This is a genomic window from Leptospira alstonii serovar Sichuan str. 79601 (assembly GCF_000347175.1).
GTDB classification, from domain to species: Bacteria; Spirochaetota; Leptospiria; order Leptospirales; family Leptospiraceae; genus Leptospira; species Leptospira alstonii.
Genome location: NZ_ANIK01000091.1, coordinates 1 through 14953, shown reverse-complemented (window position 1 = coordinate 14953; position 14953 = coordinate 1). Strand labels below are relative to the sequence as shown.

The 14953-nt window shown below is 44.0% G+C and carries 14 protein-coding genes and 1 pseudogene; 9 read left to right on the top strand and 6 right to left on the bottom strand.

The genetic code is table 11. The features are described from left to right. On the bottom strand, nt 1-595 hold a 595-nt coding region (locus LEP1GSC194_RS16610; protein ID WP_036040806.1), incomplete at its 3' end, for an IS110 family transposase. A 425-nt stretch (nt 596-1020) separates the two neighbouring features. Here LEP1GSC194_RS16610 and LEP1GSC194_RS16605 point away from each other — a divergent pair. The 3 genes from LEP1GSC194_RS16605 (at nt 1021) to LEP1GSC194_RS16595 (ending at nt 5058) form a co-directional block, all read left to right on the top strand. Then, complete coding sequence (locus LEP1GSC194_RS16605) at nt 1021-2493, top strand: ATP-binding response regulator (RefSeq protein WP_020774659.1); 1473 nt, start codon at nt 1021-1023, stop codon at nt 2491-2493. Nucleotides 2494-2840: 347 nt separating this feature from the next. Then, entirely contained in the window at nt 2841-3896 is a 1056-nt protein-coding gene (locus LEP1GSC194_RS16600) for a class I fructose-bisphosphate aldolase (RefSeq protein WP_020774668.1), read from the top strand. 175 nt (nt 3897-4071) lie between these two features. After that, nucleotides 4072-5058 (top strand): cysteine synthase A, encoded by a 987-nt coding sequence (locus LEP1GSC194_RS16595; RefSeq protein WP_020774665.1) that lies wholly within the window; start codon nt 4072-4074, stop codon nt 5056-5058. 439 nt (nt 5059-5497) lie between these two features. Here LEP1GSC194_RS16595 and LEP1GSC194_RS16590 read toward each other — a convergent pair whose 3' ends face one another. Then, the gene (locus LEP1GSC194_RS16590) at nt 5498-6511 is read right to left on the bottom strand and encodes an LA_0442/LA_0875 N-terminal domain-containing protein (protein WP_020774664.1); all 1014 of its coding nucleotides are present in this window, start codon (nt 6509-6511) and stop codon (nt 5498-5500) included. A 198-nt stretch (nt 6512-6709) separates the two neighbouring features. Between LEP1GSC194_RS16590 and LEP1GSC194_RS16585 the strand changes: the two genes are divergently transcribed. After that, nucleotides 6710-6973: an LIC_11321 family protein gene (locus tag LEP1GSC194_RS16585; protein WP_020774663.1), complete on the top strand. Its 264-nt coding sequence runs from the start codon at nt 6710-6712 to the stop codon at nt 6971-6973. A 160-nt stretch (nt 6974-7133) separates the two neighbouring features. On the opposite strand, the gene LEP1GSC194_RS16580 is transcribed toward LEP1GSC194_RS16585, so the two are convergent. Beyond that, nucleotides 7134-8417 carry a sensor histidine kinase gene (locus LEP1GSC194_RS16580; RefSeq protein WP_020774658.1) on the bottom strand — a complete coding sequence of 428 codons (1284 nt, stop codon included), beginning with the start codon at nt 8415-8417 and terminating at the stop codon, nt 7134-7136. Here LEP1GSC194_RS16580 and LEP1GSC194_RS23675 point away from each other — a divergent pair. The 5 genes and pseudogenes from LEP1GSC194_RS23675 to LEP1GSC194_RS16560 all read left to right on the top strand — a co-directional run bounded on the left by LEP1GSC194_RS23675 (nt 8416) and on the right by LEP1GSC194_RS16560 (nt 12746). Next, nucleotides 8416-8615, top strand: a pseudogene (locus LEP1GSC194_RS23675) (hypothetical protein). The gene LEP1GSC194_RS16580 and the pseudogene LEP1GSC194_RS23675 sit on opposite strands and share 2 nt — an antisense overlap. 96 nt (nt 8616-8711) lie before the next feature. After that, entirely contained in the window at nt 8712-10730 is a 2019-nt protein-coding gene (locus LEP1GSC194_RS16575) for a right-handed parallel beta-helix repeat-containing protein (RefSeq protein ID WP_036043485.1), read from the top strand. Between the two features lie 40 nt (nt 10731-10770). Continuing rightward, complete coding sequence (locus LEP1GSC194_RS16570) at nt 10771-11085, top strand: PLDc N-terminal domain-containing protein (RefSeq protein ID WP_020774667.1); 315 nt, start codon at nt 10771-10773, stop codon at nt 11083-11085. Nucleotides 11086-11089: 4 nt separating this feature from the next. Next, on the top strand, nt 11090-12106 hold the full coding sequence (locus tag LEP1GSC194_RS16565; protein ID WP_020774661.1) for a multicopper oxidase domain-containing protein: 1017 nt from the start codon (nt 11090-11092) through the stop codon (nt 12104-12106). Nucleotides 12107-12149: 43 nt separating this feature from the next. After that, on the top strand, nt 12150-12746 hold the full coding sequence (locus tag LEP1GSC194_RS16560) for an SCO family protein (protein ID WP_017808679.1): 597 nt from the start codon (nt 12150-12152) through the stop codon (nt 12744-12746). 177 nt (nt 12747-12923) lie between these two features. Here the strand turns inward: LEP1GSC194_RS16560 and LEP1GSC194_RS16555 are convergent, their stop codons facing one another. The 3 genes from LEP1GSC194_RS16555 to LEP1GSC194_RS16545 all read right to left on the bottom strand — a co-directional run bounded on the left by LEP1GSC194_RS16555 (nt 12924) and on the right by LEP1GSC194_RS16545 (nt 14855). Next, the gene (locus LEP1GSC194_RS16555) at nt 12924-13283 is read right to left on the bottom strand and encodes a DMT family protein (RefSeq protein ID WP_020774660.1); all 360 of its coding nucleotides are present in this window, start codon (nt 13281-13283) and stop codon (nt 12924-12926) included. A 374-nt stretch (nt 13284-13657) separates the two neighbouring features. After that, nucleotides 13658-14107, bottom strand: a complete 450-nt coding sequence (locus tag LEP1GSC194_RS23735) for an integrase core domain-containing protein (RefSeq protein WP_232424467.1) — start codon at nt 14105-14107, stop codon at nt 13658-13660. 400 nt (nt 14108-14507) lie between these two features. Beyond that, nucleotides 14508-14855 carry a transposase gene (locus LEP1GSC194_RS16545; RefSeq protein WP_232424466.1) on the bottom strand — a complete coding sequence of 116 codons (348 nt, stop codon included), beginning with the start codon at nt 14853-14855 and terminating at the stop codon, nt 14508-14510. Between the last annotated feature and the right edge of the window lie 98 nt (nt 14856-14953).

The following is a 14953-nucleotide window of genomic DNA, read 5'->3' as shown; positions in this document are numbered from 1 at the left end:
TTAGTTCGACTAAATCTAAAACTTTTAAGATTCGTTCCGCTTCCTTTTTGTATCGATCAGGAAGTAAAGCTACAGAAACTTCTCTGGATGCTTTTGTTCGTAAATGCTTTTTGGTGATTTCAGTCAAACCGGCTTGAGTGAATAAACTGTGAAGTCGATTCTTACCTTGCGTCAGTTGCCTTGTCCAGTTCTCATGCTCTGTACACAATCGCCGATTATCTTCCTCTTCATCCGTGGGAATCGGAACAACCGGTAATTCTTCTATTGGATAACGTTGAATGAGCCTGGCTATTTTTAAACTGTCTTCTTTATCAGTCTTTTTCAAAGATTGATAGATCGTTGCTAAGTCTCCGGGATTCAAGACAATTACTTGAATCCCTTTGTTTAAAATTGATTTTGCAATTCTAAAAGATTGAGAGCCCGCTTCCAGACCTACAATATCATTTAAAGTCAGCCATTTTAATAAACTGCTAATACCGCTTTCCGTTGTACTGAATTGCCGACGTTCGAGCGAGTTCTCCGAATTAATTCGAACAACCTCTAAACTTTTCTTTCCGCAATCAATTCCTACATACTTGATTTCTTGACTGTTCATTTCTTTTCTCCTAAAATGACAGAGGGCGGAAGGTCTTAACAAAGCCGGGTGATATCACCAGCACTCCTATTCGCGGTCGACTTTGTTAAGCCGCCACACTTTGGTTTGCGGTGGCCGATTTAGATTCATCTATGGACCGGGGTCTAAGCCCCAAGAGAGCGATCAATCTGCCATCGGCCTTCTTGACTCCGTCGAATCAAGAATATCACACTTCGAGCTGTCTTACGTCCAAGAATCATACTAATCTATGGATCGCTCAATATATCCTAAGAGTATGGGGAGAAGGTTCAAGAATTTTTCCACGAAATGATTAATATCTTTTGAATTTAAGCTTCGTTCCGGGTAGAATTCTCGAATTGAGATTGAAAAATGGTTTTCAATTCAAGTAGAATCCGTCTTTTTTGCCAAGGTCGTAACAGCTGAAAATGAACTCCTCCGAAACCGATTTTTTTCCTTCAATTCTGATTGTGGACGACGAATGGCTGATCGCTTTTAATCTTCAAGTTTCTCTCCAAAAGTTAGGGTATCGGATTGCAGGAATCGCAAGAACTGCGGACGAGGCCTTGGAGCTCGCGGAACGAACGAAGCCGGATTTGATCCTCATGGACATTCGGATCGAGGGAGAATTGGATGGGATTCAGGCCGCAGAAAAAATCCAAAAGAAAATGGACGTTCCCGTCATCTTTATGACCGCGTTTGCGGACGAGGAAACTTTCAACCGAGCCGTGAACAAAGCATCCCTATACGGATATATCTCGAAGCCGTTTCAACCTACTGCGCTGAAAAATTCTATCGAGATCGCGCTCAAACAGCAAAGGAGATTCGGCAAGGCGAGAGAGGAAGGAAATGAATTCAGAGACGTCATCCAAAACATCGGGGAGGGTGCGATTTCTCTGGATCGGGAAGGAAAAATTTTATTTATGAATCGAACCGCGGAGTATCTGACCGGTTGGGTTCTTTCCGAGGTTCAAGGAGAACATGGGGAAAAAGTTCTGAGGCTTTCCACGGACAACGGTGAAAATATTCGGGCAAAAATCGAAAGTGTAAAATCCGATCACTTGAAATACATTCCGGCTTTATTAACTCGTAAAGACGGAAACCGTATTCAAGTTGCGTTTCGTGTTTCTCCCGTGAGAGACGAAAACAGAAATGTCGTAGGTTCTATCATCATCCTTTCGGAACTGATCTCTCTTTCCGTATCCGAAAAAGAAAAATCTGAAATGGAAAGAGTGATTCAGTCCGAAAGAAGATTGGATTCGATTCAAAAACTCGCGGCGGGACTCGCGCACGAGATCAATAATCCCTTGATGGGAATCATCAATTACGGACATATCATTCGAAACCATCAAGGAGGAGACGCCGACACGAAAAATTACGCGCGTCTCATCATCGAACAGGGAGAAAGAATCGCGGCCATCATACGTAATTTGGTTTTATTTTCCAAAAAAGACCCGGAACAACCGGTGCAAAGCAACATTAAACAACTCGTAAACTCCGTTGAAGATATGATCTCCGAGATGTTGAAGTCTCAAGAGATTCATTTGGTAAAACAAATCCCGGAAGATTTGGAAGTTTCCATTCGTCCGAATCAGATTCGAGAAGTGCTTTACAACATTCTTTACTATTATTCCGAAAATCAGAAAAAAACTCTGATTCATTTGAAGGCCGCCCTAGATTCCGGAGACACGTCTTATCTGAAAATTTTAATTTCCGGAAAGTTAAATTTGAATTTGAACGAAGAAAGTAGATTCGAACCCTTCGAAAATTTTCGCTCGAACGACGCTCGGATCGGGATGGGGCTTTCGGTCTGTTATGGAATTTTGCAAGCCAACCGAGGCCAACTTCTCCTCAAAAAATCGGAATCGGGTTGGGATTTTATCATTCAAATTCCCGTTTAAAGCGAATCCAAAAAATTCGACCCGCAACACGACCCATAGGGAGTGTTGCGTTTTAGTTTTCACATTCAAACGTTTTCGCATTTGAACTCACTCTACTGAAGAAATTTGAATTTACCTTTCCATGAGGATTGTGGGAGTTCCCACGTACTAGGAGTCAGTGGTTAGGGTTCAGGAGTCAGGTTAAAATTTTTCCGTTTTATCCGTAACGGTAAGGAAGAGATCCGGGCTTTACCGTTCGTTTAAAAAAACGTGCGAGGGTTGCTAAAAGATACAACCAAAAATGATGGAAAAACCAGGTGGAGTGAAAAAACCTGTATTCGACATTCAAATCGACAAGGAACTTAGGAATGATTGATAAAATCAAAGCCGCCCTGGGCGCAGAAGCGGACTCTCTTTTAAACCATACTTGTAAAACGATTCCAAAAGAATCTTTAAGCCTTCCCGGAGCCAATTACGTTGGCGAAGTTCTCTCCCAAAGCGATCGAAACAACAGCGTTCTCAGAAACTATCAAACAATTCTGAATACAGGAAGGCTCGCAGGAACCGGTTATACTTCCATTCTCCCTGTGGATCAGGGAATCGAACACAGCGCGGGAGCCTCTTTTGCCAAAAATCCGGCTTATTTCGATCCGGAAAATATCGTAAAACTCGCGATCGAAGGAGGCTGCAACGCGGTTGCCTCCACCCTCGGAGTTTTAGGACTCGTTTCTAGAAAATACGCTCACAAAATTCCGTTTATCGTAAAGATCAACCACAACGAACTTCTTTCTTATCCGAACAAGTTCGATCAGATTTTGTTCGCAAATGTGGAACAGGCGTTCGATATGGGCGCCGTTGCGGTCGGCGCCACGATCTATTTCGGATCGGACGAATCTTCCCGTCAAATTCAAGAAATTTCCGAAGCGTTTCATAGGGCGCACGAGCTCGGGCTCGTAACCATTCTTTGGGCATACTTAAGAAACGACTCGTTCAAACCGGATAAAATCGACTATCATCTCGCAACGGACTTAACCGGGCAGGCAAACCACTTGGGCGCGACGATCCAAGCGGATATCGTAAAACAAAAACTTCCCGAAGTTTTTGCGGGCGGCTTTAAGGATTTGAAGTTCGGTAAAAAAGACGATAGAATGTACACTCAGTTGACCGCAGATAACCCGATCGACATGGCGAGATACCAAGTGGCAAATTGTTATATGGGAAAAATCGGCCTGATCAACTCGGGTGGAGCTTCCGGTGAGAACGATCTTTCCGACGCGGTAAAAGCGGCGGTCGTAAACAAAAGAGCGGGCGGGATGGGACTTATCTCCGGAAGAAAGGCGTTCCAAAAACCGATGAAAGACGGGGTCGCTCTTTTGAACGCGATTCAGGATGTTTACCTTTCCAAAGACGTCACCGTCGCCTAACAAAACGAAAACGACTCGCGCTCCTAAAAACGGCAGTCGTTCAATCGGAATATTCCTTTTAAAGTATATTCTAAAGAAAGAATATGGAAGATGCTCCGCGAAAATGCGGAGTATCTCGTTTTAACGTCGAATTACGAGACGAGTCGTTTTATTCTACCGGAATAGAAGAGAATATATGAACGTTAAAAAAGATTTTTCCGATGCGGTGGGAAACACGCCCCTTATCTTACTCCGCAGTTTCAGCGAGGAAACCGGTTGTAATATCTACGGAAAAGCCGAGTTCTTAAATCCGGGAGGTTCCGTAAAAGATCGGGCCGCCCTTTTTATCGTGGAAGACGCGGAAAGAAAAGGACTTCTGAAAACCGGCGGAACGGTGGTCGAAGGTACGGCCGGAAACACCGGAATCGGACTCACGCATATTTGTAATTCTAAGGGATATAAAACCCTGATCATCATTCCGGATACGCAATCCCGCGAAAAAATCGATCTCTTACGAACCTTAGGCGCGGAGGTGAGAACCGTTCCCGCCGTTCCGTATAAGGATCCGAATAACTACGTAAAGGTATCCGGAAGAATCGCTCAAGAAATGGACAATACGATATGGGCCAATCAATTCGATAACCTCGCCAATCGGAACGCGCACTATAAAACGACCGCGCCCGAAATCTGGGAACAGACCGACGGCAAAGTTGACGCGTGGGTCGCTTCTCTCGGTACAGGAGGAACCTACGCGGGAGTTTCCCTTTTCTTAAAGGAAAAAAATTCCAAAATCAAAACCGTGGTCGCCGATCCGTACGGTTCCGGGATTTATAATTTCGTTAAAAAGGGAGAAGTCTCCGCCGAAGGGAGTTCCTTTACGGAAGGAATCGGAAACGGAAGGATCACCGAAAACATGAAAGGTGCGCCTATGGACGACGCGATTCGAATTACCGATGAGGAATGTTTAAAAGTCGTTTACCAACTTCTTTATAAGGACGGGCTTTTTCTCGGAGGTTCGACCGGAATCAACGTCGCGGCCGCCGTACAACTCGCCAAAGAACTCGGACCCGGTCATACCGTGGTTACCGTGTTATGCGATTCCGGCGCCAGGTATCAATCTCGGATTTTCAATCCCGAATGGCTGGTTTCGAAAGGCCATTCCGTTCCGAAACCGACACCTTGAATTTGTGACTCTTTTGAAACGAGGGAACCTTATCCGTAGATCTTGATTTTTTCGAAAAATTTTGTCTTTGAACTACGATTCATAACCGACTTCACGAGTAGAAGCCCTTTGTTTGAGTTCTTAGGAGCGAACCTAGGAAAGCGAAGGCTATGTCGGAAAGAAAAAAATCGATTCAAAAGTACCGGTCTAACATCGGAATTACGATCCCCGCGGTAGGGATCAAAGCGGGGTCGATCCGTTGCAAATCCGCAAATTTTTTTCTTTAAGAAGAATGATTCCCAATGGATCGACCGGAGCTGCGAGCCCGGTTTCGGAGAAGGAAAAACGAATGATATTTTCTGAATATATGAAAATCATGAAATTCTGAAACGTTTTTTCTCCGAAAACCGCCCCATAACGATCCTTGAAAGATACGCACGCAGGGTTTTGCTGAACAATTTTAGTAAAAGAGCGTATAAAGGACTTGGCCGCCGACGTCGATACTTTTCGTTCCACCCGCAATTTCCTTGGAAACCAACGGATTTCCTCGAATTCCAAAACCTTCGGAGACGGTTTCGCCCGCCGGAGTTTGGATCACGTTGTTTTGCGCCCAGGTTTTTCCGGCAAAATAAGCGTGGCCTAATTGAATGAGATAGATTCCGATTGCGACTCCGGCAGCCGCGTGTTTTGAGTTTTTGTAATCCGCTTCGTCCGTACGGATCGAGCTCAACGCATTCGAATTTCTTAATGTGTTGAACTGAAAAATCAGATTTAAATTCGAAGTAGAAGAAGCGGCATTGGAACCGAGAAGTTCATCGATCGTTAATTGTTGTTCGACGATCTTTTCGATTTTTTTATCGTAAGCCTTGGCTCTTTCTTTTTCCGACGCGTCCAGTCCGAAGTAGGAAATTAAAGAGACGAAAAACAAAGCGGAATACGTCGTACTCCATCCGCTTTGTCTCATCGTACTATGGCCCCAACCGGGAAGGAGCGCGGATTTCCATACGGGTTCCCAGGGATTTCTTTTGGAAGTGATGTAACTTTCCCAATCTCCGTCCTTTTCTTCCAGGTATTTTTCCACCAGAGACAGACGTTTCTGAACGATTTTATAACTATTCTCCTTAATCATTTGTTCGAGATAGATCGTATCGAATTGTTCTTCCTTGTCGCTTTTTTTGCCTTCTTTGTTTAGTTTCTTTTTTTCGGCCTCGATGATCTTGGCGATTTCCTGCTCGTCTTTGATTTCCTTGAAGATAATTTTAAGAATTTTAGATTTTCCTAATTTTCCCCTTTTCCCGTCTCGAATCACCGTTACCGTTTCCGCGTCTTGGTCGATTACGGTCGCGTAGGCGCTTTCTCCGGATTTAAAAAGGATCGTTTCCGCGAAGATCCAGTTGGGTAAAAGAAGTATAAAAAATAAAAAACGAATTTCGGGCCGCGCAAAGTTTCGTAAAATCCGGGTAAAAGAATTCATATAAATAAGGTTCCTGTGGATCTAAATTAATACTTCAGTATTAGTAAGAAATTTAGAATTGCAATTTATTTCCGAAATTTTCTATTTTATTTGCGCAAATATCCGGGATCGTAAAATGATCCGTAGAGGTTTGAACGCGTTACGTCCTCTTAAAAAAGCTAAAGTCGTTTGAAACTACCGAACACGGATATTATTACGATGAAAAGAAGATTTGATTTCCAAAAACCGATCGCGTTTCTTATCGTTTTGTTTTTTTACGGAACCACGTTTGCAAAAGAGACGGAAAAAAAGGAATCGGAAAAGAGTTCGAAACCGACCGTTCAAGGATGTTGTAGGATCAAAATGACCGGAGGCGGATACGACTACTTTGTCAGCACGGAAGAAGATTGTGCCGCCCATAAACAATTTCATTCTTTTCTGAAGGAACGTACTCTTTGTTTTGAATCCTTTCCGGAGGAATGATTTTCCAAAAAGACTCAAAACCGTTGCAGAAATTTTCCGTCTTATTTTCTAAAAATCGCGATAGAACCCGGAGCCGTCTTTTGCGGAAACCATCTCGAAAACACTTTAAGAAAATCTAAAATAACAACTTTTCTAAGACGCTCGCTAAGGGGGAAAGTTTTTAAGGAAAGAAGCGCACTCGAATCAAAAAGCCGTTTTCTTTTTCGACTTCCAGTTCTCCCCGCAATTGAAAACTAAGGGCTCTGACGAGATTCATTCCGAGAGATTCCTCTTCCGATGATTCTTTTTTTTCGGATTTTACGCCGACTCCGTTATCCGCAACTTCCAGGATCAAATATCCCGAATCGGATTTTCGAAATAAGACCGTAATCTTTCCTTCTCGATTTTCCGGAAAAGCGTGTTTAAAGGAATTGGAAAGGAGTTCGTTTAGGAGCAATCCGCAGGGAATCGCTTTGTCTACGGAAAGTAAGATCTCTTCTATATTACAATCGGATTGAATTCTTCCGTCGTTGGGACCGTAAGAAAGAAAAAGATGATCCACTAAAGAACCGAGATAATCTTTTGCATCCACGATCTTATAAGAATTTTTCAGAAATAAATAATCCTGAACCATTCCCATGGATTGAATCCGATTCATTGCGGATTCGATCGCTTTTTTAGCCGATTCCGACCTGGCCTGTTCCTGCTCCAAGGTCATCATTCCCAGAATCAACTGAATATTGTTTTTTACCCTGTGTTGAATTTCTCGAAATAAAGTTTCCTTGTCCCTCAAAGACTCCGTGAGTTTTGTTTCGGCAACCGCTCGGATTGCGATCTCGTTCTGAAGTTCTTTGTTCGTCTTTTTTTGGAGAAGTACGAGTCGTTTTTGTTTTCTAATTCCGTCGGTAAGTCCTCTTAATATGGACATCACCGAAAACGTGAGAACCCCGCATAAGAAAGTGAAGTTGGCTCCTACGACGAGAATCTGAAAGGGAGTTACCGATCCGGCCCAGACTTTATAATGCGAGAAGAGGGCGCCCGAAAAAACGAAAACCGACGCGACGACCCAACCCCAAAACGCAAAAGTCCGGCGTAAAAAAATTCCGCACAAAATCGGAACTGAAAAAAACCAAAGTATTCCCGCGCCTCCGAGTCCTATCTTCGTATAGAGTAAACAGCCCATGATGAAAACCAAGGACAATAGAAAGTAAGACTTAGGTTTGTGGAATCGGTTCGGCAGTAATAAAAGAAACCATACGAGAAGAAGCGCGAGAGTGTTCAAAATCACCACTTCTCCGAGTCCATGTTCCCACGCTAAATAGACGCTCGGGATATAAATCAAAAATCCAAAACAAGAAGTAAGAACTAAAAAACCTTGGATGATGTTTCTTTTCCAAGCGTTCGGATGTGTGGAAGGATGAGAGGGAATTTTGAATACGTCTTTTAAATGGGAAACAAAACTCATGATTGTTCCGTATCCTTTTCGAACATTCGTATTCTTCCGATTGCAAAATAACAAACATTCCAATTCGGTTCGGGGAAAATCTTTCTCATCTTATTTTTGTCTTGAGTTTTTTGAAATATGTGAGCATATGCTCATTATTCTGAAAAGAAGAGATATAGGGTCATTTATAGATCGAGAAGATTTTTTTTTACCGCATAAACTTTCAGGATCGAATGCAAAGTGCGCACTATTCATAACAATTCTCAGATTCAGTATACCAATAAAATTCCGGAAAGCCCGGAGGTTCAATCAAAAATGAAAAAACCAAGTTTCGAAATCAAAAAAGCCGCTTATTTGTTTCTTTTACTTTTTGTCGGAGTTTGTTTAGGCGTTCTCGTTTCCGCTTGTTCGGGGGAAAAGAAAAATGAAATCGAAGGTTTCGCTCACGTATTGATGATCGATAACTCTTTTTCTCCTCCGATGCAGAGAATTCCAGTCGGTGGAATCGTTGAGTTTGTCAACTCGGGAAACAATCCGCATAACGCGATCTCTGTGGACAAGAATTGGTCCACCGAAAAGTCCTTCGGTAATATCGTTATGCCCCGCGGCACCAAAACAAAAGTTACCTTTTCCAAAGAAGGTGTGTTCCCGTACTTTTGTTCTTTTCACGCGACTCCCGACGGGTTGAGCGGAATGGTCGGAGACGTTGTCGTAGGAAACGTTCCTTACAACCCGGCCGCGAAATCGGGCAGATCCTGGAAGAACGTTTCTCAATTTTCCGGAACCACTCGTAAGGTTCCTTCTTCTTATCCTACGATTCAAAACGCGGTGGATGCGGCCAGTCCGGGCGATCTCGTTTTGATCGGCGAAGGCGTTTATTTGGAAGAAGTGACCGTTACGACTCCTTCGATTACGATTCGAGGTGTGGATCGGAACAAGGTCGTCATAGACGGTCAGTTTCAAAGAGGAAACGGGATCATGGTCGTAGCCGCGGACGGGGTTGTGATCGAAAACATGACCGCAAGAAACGCTACGTTAAACGGCTTTTACTGGACAGGAGTCAAGGGTTTTCGAGGTTCTTATTTGACCGCGTATAACAACGGAGATTACGGAATCTACGCGTTCGATTCTATGAACGGCGTGATCGAACATTCCTACGCATCCGGTTCTCCCGACTCCGGAATTTATATCGGTCAGTGTTATCCTTGTAAGGCGATCGTCTCCGATGTTGTTTCGGAACACAACGCTCTCGGTTATTCGGGTACGAACGCAGGCGGAGAACTCTATCTGATCGGTTCCGTTTGGAAGAATAATATCGTGGGTCTCGCACCGAACACACTCGATAGGGAACTTCTTCCTCCGGAAAGGGAAACCACGATCGTCGGAAACTTGGTCTACAACAACAATAATCCCAAGGCTCCGATCGCGGCTCTGGAATATCCTTCTTTCGGAAACGGTATCCTGATTGCGGGCGGTCTTTCCAACGTCATCCGCAAGAACGTTGTGATCGATCACGAAAACAACGGAATCGTAATTCTTCCCAACTTGGACGAAAACTTTTGGATTTCGCATAACAACGTGGTTCAAGACAACATCGTCTATAATTCGGGGAGGGCGGACATCGCTCTCGCCGGGCCGATGAGCACGGGCAATTGTTTTTCCGGAAACGAATATAGAACGGAACTTCCCGCGTTTTTGGAAAAATGGAACGGTTGTAATTCTTGGATCCGACTTCCGATGGGCGGAGATCTTTCCATGATGCTCGGAGCCCTCGGTTTGATGGTCCAGGCTTCCGGAGGAAAATTCCCTTCCGGGAATTATAAGGAACAACCGATTCCGAAACCTCAGATCAACATTCCCCAAGGAAGTTCGGCTCCGGTGAGACCTGCGTTAACCGCTTTTGAAGACTTCAATTTGGATCTGAATAAGATTAGTCTTCCAAAGGAAGCGGAAGAAGTTTTAAAAACGGTTCCGAGAAAACCGGCGCCCACTACGGGTGCGATCACTCTCGTAAAACCGATCAGCCTTTTCCCGTTTTTCTATCACTGGTTGGGATTTTTACTTCCGTTTGCGATTTATATCTGTTGGACTTCCCTGTCTCTGTTCGATCTGAAAGACAGAACGGATTTGGATCGGAACAAAAAGTTGTTTTGGATCGCCGCGATCACTCTGATCCCGATCTTAAGTCCGGCGGTTTATCTCCTAGGAGGAAACAAATACCCGAGTTGGTTCAAAAGAACCTTGGTTTGGGGCGGACTGATCGCATTCTTCCTTTTAGCGGCCTACACCGGAATTTCCCTGATGAACGGCGTCGGAACCAAAACGGTAAGTTAATCAATTTAGAATATTCAGAAATTATCATAGGAGAAAAATTATGGAACAAACTGTCATCGGCGGACCCGGATTCTTAGCCTTACTATTCAACTTTTACGGATATTACTTTCCGTTTATACTCTACACACTCCTTGCGCCTTTGGCGCTGGTGGATCTCGTAAAAAGGGAAGACGTGGATTCTAAGATCGGATCGATTTGGACGGGAGCGATTCTTCTCGTTCCGATCGTGGGGGCGGGCGCATATCTCCTCGCGGGCGGATCTAAGGTTCCCGCCTGGTTGAAAAACGTTCTCGTGTACGGTGGAGTGGGGATTTTGGCGCTGATTATCATCATCACATCGGTCGCCAAATTCTAAAGGAGTGAACCGCAAACAATTTCTCAAATGGATCGGAATCGGCGGAGCCGGTTTGGCCGCAGGAGCCGGGATCAGTTCGATCGGAGACGGAAAGGACGACGGAGGTTTGCTCTGTAAAGTCCGACCCGGAATTGTAGGAGTCAATAAGGAAGCTACGATTCCCGGAAACCCGGGAAACAATTCGTATGGGAGTATGGTGCATCCTCCCTTTCAAACCGATCCGGCTATGCTCGCTCGGATGGAGTTGAAGAATCTAGAAATTTCTTCCGGGCCGATTTTAAAACAACATTTGAACATTGTTGAAATGCCTCTGACGGTCGCTCATAACACGGTCGTCAAAGCTTGGACTTTCAACGGAATGGTTCCCGGCCCGGTCGTTAGGGCCAAACTCGGACAGAAGATAGAAGTCACTTTAAGAAACGATTCCGAACATCCTCACTCGATTCATTTTCACGGAAGTCACGATCCGAACGAAGACGGTTGGGAGCCCGTCGTTATCGGGGGCGAAAAAACTTATAAACTCACCGCAGGCCCGATCGGATTTCATCCGTATCATTGTCACGTTCCTCCTCTTGCCGGACACATGGCTAAGGGACTTTACGGAGGTCTGATCGTAGATCCTCCGGGAGGTCGTCCGACCGCGCACGAGTTCATGTTGATTCTTTCCGGATGGGATTTGGAAGATAAGGGAAAGAATTATATCTTTTCTTGGAACGGAATGGCCGGTTTTTACGATCGATATCCGATTAAGGTTCCGGTGGGACAAAAGGTTCGTCTTTATATCGCGAACATGTGCGAATACGAACCCGTGGCGTCCTTTCACTTACACGCTCAGACATTCGACGTGTTTCGAACCGGAACGAGACTGACTCCGGACGATCATACGGACGTGGTCACACTCGGACAAACCGAACGAGTGATCGTGGAATTTACTCTCCCGAAACGAGGAAGATATATGTTTCATCCTCATCAGACGAAGATGGCGGAGAACGGGGCCATGGGTTGGATCGTCGCCGTGTGACGTCTAACGTGCAAAAGTCGTAAATCTTCGGGAGAAGAACGTTTTGAAGGAAAGAATTTTATTTATAACCGTTTTGTTTTTCGGGATCGGAATCGGTTTTTTCGGATGGAAGGGTTGGAAATCCGAATCGCAATCCGGTTTCGAACCCATTTTTGTTCGGGAATGGTCTTCTTCTTCGCTTAAAAATACGGATAATCTGGAAATTCATCTGAGCGAAATTCCCGGAAAACTGAAACTCGTCTATTTCGGATTTTCTCATTGTCCCGATATGTGTCCAAGGGCGCTCCTGGATATGTCCGCTGCGGTCCGGGAACTCGGTGACGAAGGAAAAAATCTGACTCCCATATTTATCAGCGTGGACCCGGAAAGGGATTCTCCGGAACTACTTGCAAAATATGTAAAACAGTTTCCGGGCGAAAGGTTGATCGCTTTGACAGGAGAAAAGTCCCGGTTGGATTCTTTGCAAAGTGCTTTCGGGGCGGTTTCCAAAAAGGTGAGCGCTCCTCAGTTGGAAGGCGGTTACACGGTCGATCATACGGTTTTTTTGTATGTTTTGGATGACCGGAGTCGGATTCTTGTTACGTTTCCCGGCGGAACCGACGGTAAAACTCTCGCGAAAGAGATTAAAAAATTCTTATAAACCGATGCGTTCGGGGATTAATGGATAGGTTTTAAATCAAAAATCCATGGCGCTTCGGTAATTCCGACAAGATAAAATTGCCCAATCGATTGTATTTTGCAGAACTTGTGGGTGATACTACCGGCTGAATTCCGGATCAGGTCTTTTTCAATTCGACATACTTGGAAAGAAAACCACTTAGTGAGCCGCCGGATTGGGAACTTTATCATAGAACGCAAAACCAACGGCGGCCAAGACCAATAGGAAACTCACCGCGTGATTCCACTTGATCTTTTCGTTTAAAACCAAGGACGCGAACAAAATAAAAATGCTAATTGTGATGACCTCTTGCAGAATCTTGAGTTGAAACGCGCTGTAACCTTCTTCTCCGTAACCGATTCGATTTGCGGGAACCATCAGCATGTATTCGAAAAGTGCGATTCCCCAACTGAGGAAAATCGTCAACGGAAGATTCCATCCGCGAAAGAATTTCAAGTGACCATACCAGGCAAAGGTCATGAAGAGATTGGAACAGACGAGAAGAAGAAAGGTTTTCATTAGAATACGATCTTTCGAGATGGAATTCCGAGGCAACCCCGAAATCAACGATCTCTAACTTCGAAATGATAAACAAGAGCCGCGAAGCGAGAAACTCATCGGAACGACTTCTAAAAAGGCGCGTTCCGGATCGAAACATATGTTGTTTCTCGGCTAAGCTGAGATGAGCGATCCATCTGCCACCGGTCTTCTTGACTTCGTCGAATAAGAAGATCACACTTCGAGCTGTCTTAATTCTAGGAATCATATTTATCTATGGATCGTAATTCAGGGAGTGTTTTACTTTAGAACTTGTCTTAAAATTTCAAAGGAAATTTGCAGGAGCGTACTAGGAGTCAGTGGATAGGGGGCGGATGTTAGGGTGACCTTGCCTGTCAGACATTGACCTTTTTTTGACCAGTGTTTCTCCTATTTTTAATAAATTTATTTTCGAATGAGCAGGGCGTATCGAAGCGAAGCGACCCATGCGGTCTAACATTGTTGTAAAGAGAAACCGCTTTGGGAAGCAGTTTTTGAAGCCGTTCGAAGGAGTCCACGCCGTAAGGAATCAGGTATTCGTTCTTAATGATACCATTGACTCTTTCAGCGATCGGGTTTTCATAAACGTCATATGCAGTGCTGTTCTTGATGTGGTTCATACCTGTCAACTTCAGAAACTCTTTGGAATGATACTGACCGCCACCATCGGAATGAAAAATGACACCTGTGATCTTGTGGTTGAAAGATTTACGGAATCGAATTGCCATCTTGAGAGCGGGAATTGAAGTTTGTTCCGCACAAAGTTCTTTGCTAGCCGTAAAACCAATTATGGTTCTTGCATATATGTCTATGATGAAAGTTAAGTAACACCATCGACCAGCTAACTCAAAATAGGTGATATGCTAACCCAAACAAGGTTCGGTCTCGAAATCTTGAGTCCGATGATAAGGTTTGGAAATCTCGTAACACCCAAACTATTTGTAGTCCTTCTATAATTCTTAGAAACGATTACTTGGAAACCGCGCTCAAAGCAGAATGCCTCAAAACGGTCTCTACCTATCGTTTTAGGACGTATCATTCGATAAATTTTTCTGGCGGACATTTTAGGATGATCGTCGCGAATTTCTCGAATCATCGGTAATAGGTAACCAAGTTCCTCCTGCATACACAAATAATGTTTCAGTCTTTGATGAAAGGACTGCTTACTAATATTCAGGACCGTATACAACAAAGACATTTTTATTTTCAATCGGGATCGTTCTTCCCAATACCATAGGAGCGTTTGGAACCAAATTTTTTTTTAATATCTACAGAGTATTCCTTTTCCGCAAACTCGATCATCTTCTCTTGAAAGTCGATCTTCATTTGCTTCTGTCCTATAACACTTTCCAATTCTTTGATTTTGCTTTTCAGCCCTTCTAACTTCGTTGAGACACTTTCTTCTTCGATGACCGTTCTCACTCCTTTTTTTCTATTCTTTGAATACGAATAGATCCACTTGTAAATCGAATTTCTCGTTACCGAATATTCTCTACTTACTTCGGCAATCGTCGTCACTTTGGTTTCTATATCCATCACGATTTGGCGTTTCAATGGTTCACTGAATCTTCGTAACTGGCGGATCGATATTTCTCGCAGATGGTTTAACTTTTGTTTTTTGTTCATTTTCCTTTTTTTCAGGCAAAAAAAAA